This is a genomic window from Humibacillus xanthopallidus (genome assembly GCF_006716675.1).
GTDB lineage: Bacteria > Actinomycetota > Actinomycetes > Actinomycetales > Dermatophilaceae > Humibacillus > Humibacillus xanthopallidus_B.
Window position 1 is genome coordinate 189138 of the sequence record NZ_VFPM01000001.1, and the last position, 14223, is coordinate 203360.

General features: G+C 69.5%; 11 protein-coding genes. 3 read left to right on the forward strand and 8 right to left on the reverse strand.

Going from position 1 to position 14223, the window contains the following annotated elements; all coding sequences use genetic code 11:
- Positions 1-31: 31 nt before the first annotated feature.
- Genes FBY41_RS00845 through FBY41_RS00855 form a run of 3 tightly spaced genes read left to right on the forward strand, consistent with a single transcriptional unit; the run spans position 32 to position 4958 of the window.
- Positions 32-1204, forward strand: a complete 1173-nt coding sequence (locus FBY41_RS00845) for a restriction endonuclease subunit S (protein WP_185748826.1) — start codon at positions 32-34, stop codon at positions 1202-1204.
- Between the two features lies 1 nt (position 1205).
- Entirely contained in the window at positions 1206-4451 is a 3246-nt protein-coding gene (locus tag FBY41_RS00850) for a type I restriction endonuclease subunit R (protein WP_141841545.1), read from the forward strand.
- Positions 4452-4502: 51 nt separating this feature from the next.
- Positions 4503-4958: a hypothetical protein gene (locus tag FBY41_RS00855; RefSeq protein ID WP_141841546.1), complete on the forward strand. Its 456-nt coding sequence runs from the start codon at positions 4503-4505 to the stop codon at positions 4956-4958.
- A gap of 524 nt (positions 4959-5482) precedes the next feature.
- Here FBY41_RS00855 and FBY41_RS00860 read toward each other — a convergent pair.
- The 8 genes from FBY41_RS00860 to FBY41_RS00895 form a co-directional block, all read right to left on the reverse strand.
- On the reverse strand, positions 5483-9142 hold the full coding sequence (locus FBY41_RS00860; protein ID WP_141841547.1) for a LysM peptidoglycan-binding domain-containing protein: 3660 nt from the start codon (positions 9140-9142) through the stop codon (positions 5483-5485).
- Positions 9139-9552 (reverse strand): pilus assembly protein TadG-related protein, encoded by a 414-nt coding sequence (locus FBY41_RS00865; protein ID WP_141841548.1) that lies wholly within the window; start codon positions 9550-9552, stop codon positions 9139-9141. Before FBY41_RS00865 ends, FBY41_RS00860 begins: the two co-directional genes overlap by 4 nt.
- A gap of 125 nt (positions 9553-9677) precedes the next feature.
- A complete protein-coding gene (locus FBY41_RS00870) occupies positions 9678-10142 on the reverse strand; it encodes a TadE family protein (RefSeq protein ID WP_141841549.1) in 465 nt (154 codons plus the stop codon).
- Entirely contained in the window at positions 10139-10555 is a 417-nt protein-coding gene (locus FBY41_RS00875; RefSeq protein WP_260439483.1) for a TadE family protein, read from the reverse strand. The genes FBY41_RS00870 and FBY41_RS00875 overlap by 4 nt, the downstream gene beginning before the upstream one ends.
- Before the next feature lie 25 nt (positions 10556-10580).
- A complete protein-coding gene (locus FBY41_RS00880) occupies positions 10581-10814 on the reverse strand; it encodes a hypothetical protein (protein WP_141841550.1) in 234 nt (77 codons plus the stop codon).
- Between the two features lie 125 nt (positions 10815-10939).
- Positions 10940-11854 carry a type II secretion system F family protein gene (locus FBY41_RS00885; protein WP_141841551.1) on the reverse strand — a complete coding sequence of 305 codons (915 nt, stop codon included), beginning with the start codon at positions 11852-11854 and terminating at the stop codon, positions 10940-10942.
- Positions 11854-12747 carry a type II secretion system F family protein gene (locus FBY41_RS00890; RefSeq protein ID WP_141841552.1) on the reverse strand — a complete coding sequence of 298 codons (894 nt, stop codon included), beginning with the start codon at positions 12745-12747 and terminating at the stop codon, positions 11854-11856. The genes FBY41_RS00885 and FBY41_RS00890 overlap by 1 nt, the downstream gene beginning before the upstream one ends.
- Positions 12744-14216: a CpaF family protein gene (locus tag FBY41_RS00895; protein ID WP_260439484.1), complete on the reverse strand. Its 1473-nt coding sequence runs from the start codon at positions 14214-14216 to the stop codon at positions 12744-12746. The genes FBY41_RS00890 and FBY41_RS00895 overlap by 4 nt, the downstream gene beginning before the upstream one ends.
- Positions 14217-14223 lie beyond the last annotated feature (7 nt).

Below are 14223 nucleotides of genomic sequence, written 5' to 3' on the forward strand. Positions count from 1 at the left end.
GTGGAGTCGTGTACGGCTGGGCGATGTCTTGATGATCAAGCACGGCTATGCATTCCCAGGGGAGGGCTTTGTCGAGGACCAGAACTTGCCAACCCTTGTGACACCGGGGAATTTCGCCCGCACCGGGGGCTTCAAAGCGGCCAAGACAAAGACGTTCCGCGGTGACTTTCCGGCCGAGTATTGCCTACAGGCAGGGGACTTGATCGTTTCGATGACCGATCTCAGCAAGGAGGGAGCAACGTTGGGGCTGCCTGCGATCGTGCCCGATGATCGGGTCTACTTGCATAACCAACGCATTGGGCTGGTGCAGGTCATGAACCCCCAGAGAGTCGACAGAACCTTCTTGAACTACCTCTTCCGGACGGACAAATACCGAGCCCATGTGCTCGGCACAGCCTCTGGAAGCACTGTCAGGCACACCAGCCCCTCGCGGATTTACGATTACGTCGCCGAAGTTCCGAACGTCCACAAGCAGCGGGCGATTGCGGAGGTGTTGAGGGCGCTCGACGACAAGGTCGCCGCCAACGCCAGACTGGCGTCCACGGCCGTTGAGTTGGCCGACTCCTTGTTTGCGATGCGCGTAAGGGGGATTCAGCCATCTCAGACCTTCGCCGAGGTGGCGGTCGTCAAGGGAGGCGGCACCCCGAGCACCAAGGTCGAGGAGTACTGGAGCGGGTCGGTCCATTGGGCCACTCCGACCGATGTGACGAACCTGAGCGTTCCGTACCTCGAGTCCACGGGCAGGCTCATCACCGATGACGGCTTGGCTGCGTGTGCATCCGAGCTGCATCCCGAAGGCTCGATCCTGATGACGTCTCGGGCCACGATCGGCGCTTTCGCCATCGCCCAGGTCCCGATGGCGGTCAACCAAGGGTTCATCGTGGTGAATGCCCACGACCCCGAGGCGCAGTGGTGGCTGTTCCACGAGATGCGCAGCCGCGTGCCTGAGTTCCTCAGTCACGCGAATGGCGCCACTTTCCTCGAGCTCAGCCGAGGAAGGTTCAAGGCCCTCCAGGTCCGTCTCCCGGATCCTCCGGCTTACAAGGACTTCGCGGCGACCATAGACCCACTCCATGAGCGCGCCAGAGCTGCCAGCCGAGAGAGCTCAGAGCTAGCCACCATTCGCGACACACTGCTGCCGCAGTTGATGTCGGGCAAGATCAGGGTCAGGGACGCGGTGCGGGTCGTCGAGGGGGTCGTGTGACATGACGGGGGATGTCGGGGGTTTCGGCGGGTCGGGGTTCTCGGAGGCCGAGTGGGAGACGCTCGCGCTCGAGGGCTTGGCTGAACACGGCTGGGTGCCGCGGGACGGCAAGTCGATCGCGCCGGGCTCTGGCGAGCGGGAGTCGTGGGACGAGCTCGTCATCCCGTCGCGCCTGCTCGCGAAGCTGCGGGAGCTGAACCCGCTCGTGCCGCCGGACTACCTCAAGCAGGGCGCCGCGGAGATCCTGCGTCCAACCTCGGGGGACGCGCTGACGGAGAACCACCGGACGCACCGGTTCCTCGTCGAGGGCTACCGCGGCATCAACTGGATCGACTCCGACGGGACCGAGCACAACCCGACGATCCGGCTGGTCAGCACGGACCCGGGTGAGAACGACTGGCTCGCGGTGAACCAGGTGACGGTCCGCTCCCGCGACGTGGAGCGCCGCTTCGACCTGGTGCTGTACTGCAACGGGCTGCCGGTCTCGATCGTCGAGCTGAAGAAGGCCGGCACCCAGACGGCGGACGTCGCGGCCGCGCACGCGCAGCTGCAGACGTATGTGCGGGAGCTGCCGATGTGCTTCCGGTTCGCCGTGTTCACGGTCGCGACGGACGGGGTGGTTGCCCGGTACGGGACGCCGTTCACTCCGTTGAACCACTTCGCGCCGTGGAATGTCGACGACGACGGACAGGAGCTCGGGTTCGGCGCCACCAGCGGGCTGGAGAATCTCGGCACCGGCCTGGATCACCTCATCGACGGCGTGTACAACCAGGAGAGGTTCCTTCAGCTCCTGCGCAACTTCACGGCATACGACCAGGGCGCCGAAGGGTTGGCCAAGCGGATCGCCAAGCCGCACCAGTACTTCGCCGTGAACAAGGCAGTGTGGCGCACGATCCAGGCGGTCGAGTCCGACGGCAAGGCCGGCGTCGTGTGGCACACGCAGGGCTCCGGCAAGTCGATGGAGATGGAGCTCTACACCCACTACGTGCAGCGGCATCCGAAGCTGCTCAACCCGACCGTCGTCGTCGTGACGGACCGGACCGAGCTCGACGGGCAGCTGTTCGACGGGTTCCGCCAGAGCCTGCTGCTCGCGGAGGAGCCGCGGCAGATCACCCGCCGCGCCGACCTGCGCCGGGAGCTGTCCGAGCGGACCACCGGTGGGATCTACTTCACGACGCTACAGAAGTTCGGCCTGTCCAAGGAGGAGCGCGACGCCGGAGAATCCCACCCGCTGCTGTCCGACCGGCGCAACATCATCGTCATCGTCGACGAGGCGCACCGTAGCCACTACGACGACCTGGACGGATACGCCCGTCACCTCAGGGACGCCCTGCCTCGGGCGACGCTCATAGCGTTCACCGGCACCCCGATCTCCCTCGCGGAGCGAGACACGCAGGCAGTGTTCGGCGAGTACATCGACATCTATGACCTGAGCCGCGCCGTCCGCGACGGGGCGACGGTGCCGGTGCACTTCGAGCCGCGGCTGATCAAGGTGTCGTTCGCTGAGGGGGTGAGCGAGGACCAGCTCGACGCCGCCGCGGACGAGCTGACCACGGGCCTCGACGACGTGGAGCGGGATCGGATCGAGAAGAGTGTCGCCGTCGTCAACGCCGTCTACGGCGCGCCGGCAAGGATCGCGAAGCTCGCCGAGGACCTCGTCGGGCACTGGGAGACCCGCCGCGACGCGATGTGGCCGTTCATCTCCGGGCCGGGCAAGGCCCTGATCGTCGGCGGCACCCGGGAGATCTGCGCGAAGGTCTACGACGCGATCATCGCGCTGCGGCCCGACTGGCACGCCGACGAGATCGACAGGGGCGTCATCAAAGTCGTCTACACCGGCGACCCGACCGACACCCCGCCCGTGTCGAACCACGTGCGCCGCGAGTCGCAGAACAAGGTCATCAAGGCCCGCCTCAAGGACCCCGACGACGAGCTCGAGATCGTCATCGTCAAGGACATGATGCTGACCGGCTACGACTCGCCGCCGCTGCACACCCTCTACCTCGACCGGCCCCTCAAGGGCGCCCTGCTCATGCAGACCCTCGCCCGGGTCAACCGGACCTTCCGCGGCAAGCAGGACGGGCTGCTCGTCGCCTACGCCCCGCTCGCGGAGAACCTGCACAAGGCCCTGGCCGAGTACTCGCCCGAGGACCAGGCGAGCAAGCCGTTGGGACGGAACATCAGCGCCGCCGTCGACCTGACGAAAGACCTCATCGGCCAGCTCGACCGGCTCGTCTCCGGCTACGACTGGCGGGCCGACTACTCCGACCGGCGATCACGGGGTGACCAGAAGGCGTACGCGTACGTCGTCAAGCACCTGGTGAACTACCTGCGCGACCCGCGCACGCCTGGCAACGAGGTGCGGCAGTACGCCGAGTTCGGCGACAGCGAGACGCTGGCGGCGGCATACCGCCGGTTGAGCAGCCAGTTTGCCCGCGCCTGGGCCGTGTCCGCCACCTCGCCGGATCTAGACGCGCTGCGGCCGACCGCGAAGTTCTACGAGGAAGTGCGCGTGTGGATGGCCAAGCTCGACGCCGAGGAGCGGCAGTCACGCGGCGAGCCGATCCCCGAGGACATCCAGCGACTGCTCGGCGCCCTCATCGCCGAGAGCACCGAGACCGGTGAGGTCCTCGACATCTACGAGGCGGCCGGGATGCCCAAGCCCAGTCTCATGGACCTCGGGCCTGACTTCGTCACCAAGGCGCAGCAGGCCGAGAACCCGCACCTGGCGATCGAGGCGCTGCGCGACCTCGTCGCCAAGGAATCGGTCAAGGCGACGGGGACGAACACGCTGCGACAGCAAGCCTTTTCGTACCGGATCGCCGAGCTGATGCGCAAGTACACCAACCAGCAGCTGACCTCGGCCGAGGTCATCGCCGAGCTGATCGAGCTCGCCAAGGACGTCGTGGCCGAAGGCTCGCGGGGTGCGATGTTTACGCCACCGCTAGACCAGGACGAGCTCGCATACTTCGACGCCGTCACCACGAACGAGTCGGCCGTCGACGTCATGGGCGAAGGGGTGCTCGCCGATATCGCCCGCGAACTCGTCGCCATCATGCGGCGCGACATCCGCACCGACTGGACCGTCCGCGAGGACGTGCGCGCCAAACTGCGCACCTCCATCAAGCGGCTGCTGATCAAGCACGGCTACCCGCCCGACCAGCAGCCAGGCGCCATCAAGCTCGTGATGGAGCAGATGGAGGCCATGGCCCCCCGATACGCCCAGCAGGGTCGTGATGCCACCTGAGCCGCCGCTTCGGCATCGAGCAAATCCCACCAGCGAGGAGGTTATCGGACCATGCCCGCCACGAAGATCCAAGACGAGACGGAAGTCAGGCGCTGGTTCGACGAAGGACGGACCTACCAGTGGATGGCCGACGAGTATCTGCGCAAGTACCGTCTGGAGATGTCACAGTCGGCCTTCAGCAACCTGCGGCGCCGCCGCGGCTGGGAGCGCCGAATCGCTCGGAACGACGACCTGATCCCTTGGGAAGTGAACATCGAGCACCGTTGGGCATTTGTCATCAGAATGCTCCGCTTTGAGGGTCGGGTCAGGAGCGGCAAAGAGGTTAGCCGCGAGGATCAACATGTCTTGACAATCTGGAAGAGCAATCTCCGAGCCCGAGGAGAGGTGGTGCACTACGACCCCAACACTGCGAAGGGATTCCAGTACGTCAAACGTGGTCCGGATGACGGCGACTTGATCCGAGAGCCGAGCAGGAAAACCACGAAGCGCCGTTCCGCGGATCGGTGACGACAATGACCACGCCTAGGGCCCAAATGCCGCGCGCCTGTCGCCTAACCCGAACACGCGGCGGCTCACCCCGAGCCGCTCCTACCCGCGGCGAATTGGCGTTAGCGGCAGACGCCCTTGAGCTCCCCGAACAATTTCGATCCCGTTGGCCTCCCTCGTTGCCGGCCAGCCTCCAGCACCGTCTCTGCAGGACTGTCGTGTGCCGGACCGTACGAGGCCGTCACCGTGTGACAGGGACCAGCATCTCAGCCGGCAGCCACTGTTGGACAAGCGTGTCGTCCGCTTCGACGAGGTAGACCACTAGGGCCCTCCATGGCCCATCCGGTTGTTGCTGCCAGCGCACGACGAGACCCGGGTGTGGTCCGCGGGCCGTGGATGGGCCGGTGACCCAGCAGTGCTGTCGAGCTGGGGGCGCGGCGGGAACGGGGTGTGTGACGCCTCGTCCTGATCCTCCAGCCATGGGACCATTATGGGACAGGTGTTCGATCCACTTTCCTTCGGCCGGAGCACCCGACCTCCTCCGCTCAGCTGGCGTGGCGGGTCCGTTCCAGCCAGTCCTTGGCGGCGATGACCTGCTTCGTGCGGTCGCTGAGCTCCGGGGGTGCGCCCTCGCCGTCCGAGCGGTTGAGGACGTCTTCGCGCAGGATGCGGTCCGCCTCGGCGTGGCGGCCTTCGGCGTCGGCGATGGCGGCGAGGTCTAGCCGCGGGATCTCCTCGTGGGGCGCGGCCAGTGCTGCGGTCTCCGCGGCGAGCCTGGCCCGGCGGAGGTCGCCTGATCGCAGGCTGTGGGTGGTGACGAGGTGGGCGACGTCGACGATGGCGCACAGCAGGTGCTGGTCGATGCGGTCGCCGTCGACGAGCCAGTACCAGCGGTCCTCTTTGAGGCTGCTGAAAGGTTGGCCCTGGACGAGCCGGAGGGCGGCGTCGAGGTCCTCGATTCCTTCGGGTCCGCGTGCTTCTCCGCGGACTCGGAGGCGGCGGAAGAGGTCGGCGTCCACGAGGACGTCGACGACCTGGTAGACGCCGACGCCGCGGGCGAGGGCGGCGGGGGCCTTCCGGGCGTCGGGGAGGTGCTTGTCGCCGGTGCGGGGGTTCACCCCGAGCCAGTCGCGCAGGATCCGGATGTAGTCGCGAGCCTTGGCCTGGGTGATGTTGAAGGTGTCGGCGAGCTCTGCCGGGGTGGCGCCGTGGGGGCGGGTGGCGAGGTAGGCGAGCATCTCGGTGAAGTAGTGCTTCCGTTTGGTGAGCGCTGTTCCGCGGGTCCGGGCGCTCACCGGCCCGAGCAGGGTCAGGCGTGGCAGCCGGCAGTCGTCGGACCACCACGCCATGAGGTCAGCATCCAGCGTGGGGTCCGCGTCGAGAACGGCGTCGCTGACTTGTGGTGTGACCTTGGGTGCGAGTGCTTGTAGGTCTTCTCGGGTCGTCGCACCCTCGTGGAGGTACTCCTCGTCCTCGAGGTCCAAGACGGTGGTGAGCGGTTCGTCGACGCTCTCCTCGTCGAGGGTCCGGGGCAGGGTGTGTTCGTCGCGGAGGGCGCCGGCCTCGTTGGTCCATGCCCGCCACCCGTCCACGGCGTCGGTGGTGGGGATGGGGACGTCGTCGAGGTCTTCGCTCTGGGCGAGCAGGGCTGCGCAGCCTTGGGCTTCGTCTGGGGTGAGGCCGACCGCGACGAGGTCGAGCCCGACGGCCGGCAGCAGGACTCGCCCGCCCGCCGACACGGTGATCTCCATCGCTGGGGGTGCGCTACTGGCATCCATGTGAGCGAGCTCGCCGCAGACGACGACGCTGGTGGCGGTGCGGCCGGCGTGGGCGTGGATGAGGTCGACCAGCTGAGTCAGGGCTGGAGTGGTCGCGGCGGGATCGGCGGCGTCGAGGATGAGCAGGCGGGCTGGCCAGGCGTCGGCGCCGGTTTGAGCGGCCCGGGCCGTGGCCACGCCGTCGCCGAGGTCCCCGGCGATGTCGTTGGCCCGGTCGAGGGTCGCGATGGCTTCGGTCAGGACGTCTGCGGCCGGGTCGCCGCCGGTGTGGACGCGGAGCCGGTCGGGGTTCATGGCGGCCACCTCGGCGCCGACGCCGATCATGTCGACCTTCACACCGTGTGACCAGGGGTTGCAGGCGATCTCGGCGAGCAGGTACCTCGCCAGGTCGCGGCTGAAGTCGGCGTCTCCGGTGATGCTGACGTCCAGGTCCTCGAGGTTGAGCAGCCAGGGGTCCCCGGTGTCGCTGGCGCCGATCGTGACCAGCAGGGGGTACGGCGCGGGCTGGTCCGGCACGGCAGGTCCCACAGCGTTGAGCGATGTTGATGCCGGCAGCGTCCAGTGCAGCTGGTCGGGTGTGCCCTGCCAGGGCGCGGCGAGCCCGGCCGGGCTGATCAGGTGCAGGCGGATCGTCGAGTCGGTCAACTCGACGGCCGCGAGCTGCGGGACGACGCTGCCGGCCCGGGCGTGGGCGGCGGCGAGGCGGCGCAGGATGTCGTCGAGATGGTCGACGGTCGGGGCGCTGTCGCCGCCGACCACGAGCACGGTCTTCTCCACCGGCGCCAGAGCCGGCTCGGGGGTGGCGATCGTCCGGCCGGGCCGGCGAGCTCTGAACTGGGCTGCCCGTCGCCGGCGCAAGCCCAGGAGCATCGACCCCGCGAGGAGCGCTCCCGCCCCGGTGAGGCCCGTCAGCATCCAGGAGGCCGGCATGTCGCCCTGATGGTCCGTGACCGACGGTTCCTCGACTGACGCCCCGGGAGTTGCTGTCGGCGCGGATCTGCTGGTGGCTGTGCGGTTTTCGGCTGGTCGGGGCGGCGGTTGTGTCGTCGGTGTCGCGCCCTCGGCCGCGGTCGTCGTCGAGCCGGCCACGCCAGTGGATTCTCGGGCTGGGGCGGGTGACCATGTCTTGCCGCCATGCTCGGGTGCTGGCCGTTGGGGGACGTGACCCTCCGGCGACGGGGCGGGCGTGGGCGGTGGCTGGGTGTCCGGTTCGTCGACTGCCGGGATGGTGAGGACCCATCCGGGGCGGATGAGGTCCGGGTCGCGCAGCTGTTCGCCATCCGGCTGGGGGGTGCCTGTGGAGGCGTCGAATATCTCTGGGTAGCGGTTGGCAGCCCCCAACTGCTCCTGGGAGATGCCGGAGAGGGTGTCGCCCGGCTGCACGGTGACGGTGCGTTCCCCCGTGTCGTCCGCTTCCTGGTGGCTCTCGGGTGCCCGGTTCGCTGGTGCGGCTGCGGTGGGCACGGTCAGGGTCCACCCCGGCTGGATGAGGTCCGGGTCGGTCAGTCGCGCGCCGCCGGGCTGGCGGGTGTCCTTGGAGGCTTCGAAGATCTCCGGGTACCGGCCCCCGACCCCCAGCCGCTCCTGGGCGATCTGGGAGAGCGTGTCCCCCGGCTCCACCGTCACGGTGTTCACGGTGTTCGTGGTTTCTGCGGTGACTGTGGTGGTCTCGCGGGGGATGACGAGCACGGTGCCTGGGGTGAGGAAGCCTGGCCTGTCTCCGAGTACGTCGGTGTTGAGGGCGGCGATCTCCGTGAAGCGCGCCCCGGTGCCGAGGCGCTGTTCGGCGATCGACCACAGCGACTCGCCCCGTTTCACCGTGTGGGTCGGCAACGGCGGGGCACTCCCCCGCTGGCTCCCGCGGCTGGTGCTCAGGTGGTCTCTCGCCGCGGCGGCGACTCCGGTGGCGGCGTTGACGGGTCGCGCTTCCTGCGGGGTGCCGTTGTTTTCCGTGTGGGCCCCGGCGGGGATCTCAACAGCGGCAGCGACAACCGCGGGTGAACTCGCGATCGTCGCGGCCTTGGCCGGCTGGGCGCCGACGGGTGCGGTGATGAAGAGCAGCAGCGCGGCGCTGACCAGGTTCCGTGCGGCCACCTGGGGCATCGCCAGCCCCGGGAGCCGGGGAGCGCGGACCCCGCGTAGCCGGGAGATCACCTCGAGGACAATGGATCCCGCGAGGAGGAGCCAGGCAGCCCAGCCGACGATCGTGAGCACGCCGAGCACGAGGGACCCGTCGTCCGGGCTGGTCAGCGCCGCCCACAACCGGCTCATCGAGGGCACGGACGGGATCGTGTCCGGTATGGGGTCGGCGCCCACGGTCAGCAACGCGGCGGGGAGGCCGAGCAGGATCGCGGTCAGCCCGGCCGCCGCGGCCAGGCCGATCAGACGGGCCCGCAGCCGGGCGCCCCGCTCAGTCCCGAGGGTCATTGCTCGACCCCGTCGACGGAGCGGGTGGTGCGGGAGTCGGCGGCCCCGTGGACGGTGAACGAGCTCAGCCCGATGATGCCTAGGAACGTGCACTCGTAGGTCGCCGTGGTGGTGACGTGCACGGTCTGACCGTCCACGACCGTCGCGGTCCCGGTCAGGCCCGACCCGGCGAGGTAGGTCTGGGCGGCTCTTCGGGCGGCCGTCGGGTCGACGGTGACCCCGTCGCCGCGGACCGCTGCCGCCGCCTGCAGCTGCTGGCCGCCGGCGCGGGCAGCCTGGCGGGCGACGTCCTGGGCGCGCTGCTGGGCGCCGACCTTGCCTCCGAGGTCGACGGCGAGCCCGACGAGGATGATCATGACGAGGCCGCTGGCTGCCAGCCAGATGCTCACCGAGCCGCAGTCGCGTGCCATCCTCGTAAGTTGGCGGCGTTCACGAATTGTCCAGCGCTCAGGGCTCGGTCGCCGTGTCGCCGTGCTCGTCGTCCACCTCGTGCTCGTCGTGCTCCTCGTGCTCCTCGTGCTCGTCGTCATGGTCATCACCGTTCTCGGTAGGTGTCGATGGCGGACCGCGTCGTGGCGGTGACGGTCTTGCTGCCGGGGACGCCGGGCGCGGACAGGTCGGCGAGGTTGACCTCGCAGGTCACGGTCGCGGTGACCTGGGCGGGGGTGCCGACCGGGGCGGCGAACCCGGTCGTGTCGACCGCCACTGCCGTGCTGGCGCAGGTGATCCCTTGGCTGGCCAGGGTGGAGCTGGCTGAGGAGGACGCGGCCCCTTCCGCGTCTCCTTGGGTTCGGGAGATCGACGCCGAGCGGGCTGCGCTGTTGGCGGCCGCCTCGACGGCCTGGTGCGCGATGGCCATCCGGCCGGCGAAGATGATGAGCGCGACGAAGAGCAGGAACGCGGGGACTCCGATCACGGTCTCGATGACGGCCGAGCCACGTTCGGTGCCCTTCTGACGGCACTGGAGACGGGGGCACCGGGGGTGTGGAGGGCTGCTCATCGGGTGATCCGTTCGACGGGCACCGTCGCCGACTGCCGCACGGAGGGCGACCAGCCCGGGATGACGCTGAGCGAGGTCCCGGTGACGGTCACGGTCGCGACCTGCGTCGTCCGGCTGCTTGTGACGTGGGTGCTCTTGAGGACGTCGTCGCCGCCGGCCGCGGCGACGAAGGATGCCGCGGCGGCTGCCCCGGCTCCCCCGCTGCCGTCCTCGACCGAGGAGGCGCGCGCTCCTTCCTGCGCTGCGGCGATCGCGACGGACCTCGCGTGGTAGAACAGCGCCGCCTGCATCCCGAGGAACATGACCGTGAAGAGCACCGGCAGCAGCAGCACCATCTGGATCGAGGCGGACCCGCGCTCGGATGGCCCCGCCGCGGTCCGGCGGCGCTGTCTGGGCGCCCGGGTGCTGCTCACGCTCGGCCTGCGGATCCGGTGGCTGTTATCGGATGCTGCCGGCCTTGGAGGTCACGTAGTTGGTGATGGCGGCGACGACGATCCCGACGATGCCGATGATCGCGACCGCCCAGATCACCATCTCCATCGTGACCGCACCCCGGTCCGGGACAAGGTCCTCACTGGGCTTCGGGTTGTGTGCTCGGCGGGCCTCCAGGGTGGCCGCCCTGTCCGTGAGGGTGGCGCCGAGGATGTGCAGGGTCGCTGCGAGGTAGTGCATGAGTCTCTCCTGTCGTCGTGTATCTGCCGGATGGTCCCGAGTTTCCCCGGGGTGTTCACGAGCGCTGGGGTGGTGCGGGTAGTGCGAATTCGTTTGCGGTCCAGTCCTGGTGGAGTCCTCTAGAGTCAGGTGTCGCCCATGACCCGCAGCAGCGCGGGCGCGACGAGGATGGCGAGGAAGATGACGCCGAGCAGGCTCATCGGGATGGACATGCGTTCGCCGACCTCGTTGGCCTTGGCCTTCTCGGCGCCGAGCATCGCGGCGCGCATCCCCGCGGACCGAGCGCGCAGGTTGGAGTAGATCTGCGCGCCCTCCTCCCCGGAGAGGCGCGTGATGTCGGCCAGGTCCTGCAGCTCGGGCAGGCCGAGCTCGTCGGCGAGGTTGCGCAGCGCGTCCCACGGGGTCAGGCCGGACCAGCGGGTCCGGGCCAGCTCCTCACCGAGGCGCCGGAACACCCAGGAGTCGCCGACGTCGGCGGCGGCCTCCATCGCCTGCCGCGGGCCCGCTCCGCTGTTGCGTTCGAGGGCGACGAGGTCGATGTAGGCGCCCAGAGCGCGAGCGAACTCGGCACGGGCCTTCTTCGCGTCGTCGCGGGCGTTGTAGTCGGGCAGGAAGAAGAAGACCACCGCCGCTCCGAGGGACGCGATGACGGGGATGACGACGGGGACGGGCAGGCGCAGCAGGGTGAAGAAGGTCGCGAGCAGGGGCGGGGCCAGCAGCCCCAGCCCGGCGAACATCAGCTTCTCCCCGTAGAAGCGGCTCACCGGGATCCGCAGGATCGCCAGCTCCTTGACCGGGACGCTGCCCCACGCCCCGGCGGGCAGCGTCTTCATCCCCCACAGCCCGAGCCGTTCCCGCGCATCCGTCCCGCCCGCCTCCGCTTGGCCGAGATCTCCGCGGGGCCGGGTGTTGTTGGGTGAGAGCCGATTGAGGGCATCACCCAGGTCCGGGTCGGCTGGGGTGAGACGCCACACGATCAGGGCGACGCCGAGCCCGACGAGCCCGCCCGCGAGGATCGCCAGCTGCAGTCCAGTGGGCATCAGCGAGCCGCCTCCTTCGCGGCCGCGCCGATGAACCGCGGAAGGCTCGCCCCGATGGCCATCCGCTTCATCCAGACCAGGGTCGCCACGTAAAGGCTCAGCATGACGACGAGGATGATCTGTCCGAACGGGGTCGCGTAGGGGGTGATGTAGTCGCCGGTCAGGGCGAGGACCGCGAGGACGCCGATGGTGATGATGGTGACCCACCGTGCCGTCGAGCGCGGTTTGGCCCGGTCGGCCTCGATCTCGCGTCGGGCCCTCACGTCGGCGGCGACGGACTCCGCGAGGGCTTCCAGGACGCTGGCGACGCCGGCGCCGCGGCGGCGGGCGCCGAGGATGAGGTTGGCGGCGACGAGGTCGCCGGTCGCGTCGTCGAGCTCGTCGGCGAAGGCCCGCAACGCCCGTTCGGTGCCCCACCGGGCCCGCAGCCGGGACGCGAGCCGGGTGACTTCGGGCCGGATCTCCTCCGGCGTGGAGCGGAGGGTGGAGATGAGGGCCTGCTCGAGGCCGACGCCTGCGGTGAGGATGCCTGACAGGGAGCGGGTCCACTCCTCCATCGCCTCGAGGCGCTCGATCTTGCTCGCCGACTCCGGCGAGGACAACAGGTACGGCAGCCCCGCCAAAGTGGCTGGGACGATGAGGATCGCGACGACCCACCCGGTCAACACTGCCGCCAGGACACCGATCGCGAGACCGGCCAGGAGCAGCCGCTGGCTGCGCCGACTCACCCCCGCGAGCCGTGGCCGGCGTGACCCTGGCGACCCGGGCGACCCGGGCGGGCGCCGCCGGCAAAGCGAGTCTGCTTCGGCCGGTCGTGGCCGGAGGCCCAGGACGAGCCCGAGCAGGCCCGCGACGACGAGCGCGCCGGCCACGGCCGGGATCAGCGGCGTCATGACGCGGCCTCGTCCCCGAGCCCGTGACCCTGCCCGTAGAAGCCGGCCAGGTCGAAGCCCCACTGCTGCAGGTCGCGGTAGTCATCCGGCAGCACGTTCGGGGTTGCCATGCGCGCCCCGGGCGTGGTCGCGAAGACCTTCTGCACGGCGTAGCCCTTCTCCCGCTCGCCCGGGGTGACGGTGATGACCTCAGAGACCCAGCGGGCCCGTTGCGTGGTGCCGTCGGCAAGCGGGCTGGTCTCCAGGTGGACGTGCACGACGAGGTTGATGCTGGCGGCGATGGCGCGCACGGCGTAGTCGTGGGTCACGTGCGGCCCGGCTTCCATAGCGCAGGTGACGAGCTTGTTGATCGCCCCTTCGGCGTTGACGGCGTGCGTCGTGCTGATTGACCCGGCGCCGGACTCCATCGCTTTGAGCATCGCGAGGATCTCGTGGCCGCGGACCTCGCCGACGATCTGCCGGGAGAGGTTGAACCGGAACGAGTCGAACAGTGCCTCGCTGAGGGTGAATTCGCCCGCCTGCCGCCCGTCCGCGCCGCGCTCGCCCGACCCGGGCCGGGCCTCCCACGCGAAGACGATCGGGTGGGTCTCGGTCAGCTCGTGCAGGTGCAGCTCGTACTCGGTCTCGAAGGTGCCGATGATCTCGTGCCGCGGGATCTCTGCGCACAACGCGCGCACCAACGTCGTCTTGCCCGCCCCCTGCGCCCCCGACACGACGATGGACTTGCGGGCCCGGACCGCCGCCCGCAGGAACGAGGCGGCCGTCTCGGACAGGTTGCCCCGCGCCACGAGATCAGCGAGGGTCACCTGCCGCAGCCGGTGCCGGCGGATCACCATCGACGGGCGCGGCATCACCCACGCGACCGCGGCCAGCCGCGCCCCACCGTCCAGGCGCAGGTGCAGCTTCGGCTGCGCCTCGGAGAACGGCCGCGCGTTCGCCTCGGACCGGCTCGCCAGGAACACGAGGAAGTCGATGAGCTCCTGGTCGCTGTTCGCGACAGCCGGACCGGGCACCATCCGCCCGTCGGTCAGCTCGAGGGTCACCCGGTCGCAGCCGGTGACGATGATGTTCTCGACCCGGTCGTCATCCACCAGCGGCTGCAGCCTCCCCAGACCGAACAGCGAATCGTCCAGGGCCTGAGCCATCTCGTCCTGCTCGGCCACGCTCCACTGGGCCTGCCCCGCCTCGACCCGGGCCACCGACTCGTCGTTGAGCAGGTCCAGGATGATCGCGCGCCCACGCTCCCGCTGCACGAGCTGCGATAGGTGCGCCCGCTCCTCCCCGAGAGCGGCGCTGAGCCGGTCGGAGGCCTGCTGCCGCAGCGCCGCCACCAGCTCCCAGTCCAGCTCGTTCCCGTATGCCGCCCGCACCGGACGCAGGTCCCCCCGAGTCCGCTCGGGCAGGTCTGGCGACGAAACTCGCTCTGGGTCACGCTCGGGCGTCGGCCGCATCGTGAAGGTGCCCCGCACGCGCCCA

Coding starts and splice junctions, on each gene's coding strand:
- FBY41_RS00885 (WP_141841551.1), bottom strand. CDS start 11,854: ATGCCCACTGGACTGCAGCTGGCGATCCTCGCGGGCGGGCTCGTCGGG.
- FBY41_RS00870 (WP_141841549.1), bottom strand. CDS start 10,142: ATGAGCAGCCCTCCACACCCCCGGTGCCCCCGTCTCCAGTGCCGTCAG.
- FBY41_RS00880 (WP_141841550.1), bottom strand. CDS start 10,814: ATGCACTACCTCGCAGCGACCCTGCACATCCTCGGCGCCACCCTCACG.
- FBY41_RS00845 (WP_185748826.1), top strand. CDS start 32: ATGATCAAGCACGGCTATGCATTCCCAGGGGAGGGCTTTGTCGAGGAC.
- FBY41_RS00890 (WP_141841552.1), bottom strand. CDS start 12,747: ATGACGCCGCTGATCCCGGCCGTGGCCGGCGCGCTCGTCGTCGCGGGC.
- FBY41_RS00855 (WP_141841546.1), top strand. CDS start 4,503: ATGCCCGCCACGAAGATCCAAGACGAGACGGAAGTCAGGCGCTGGTTC.
- FBY41_RS00865 (WP_141841548.1), bottom strand. CDS start 9,552: ATGGCACGCGACTGCGGCTCGGTGAGCATCTGGCTGGCAGCCAGCGGC.
- FBY41_RS00850 (WP_141841545.1), top strand. CDS start 1,206: ATGACGGGGGATGTCGGGGGTTTCGGCGGGTCGGGGTTCTCGGAGGCC.
- FBY41_RS00860 (WP_141841547.1), bottom strand. CDS start 9,142: ATGACCCTCGGGACTGAGCGGGGCGCCCGGCTGCGGGCCCGTCTGATC.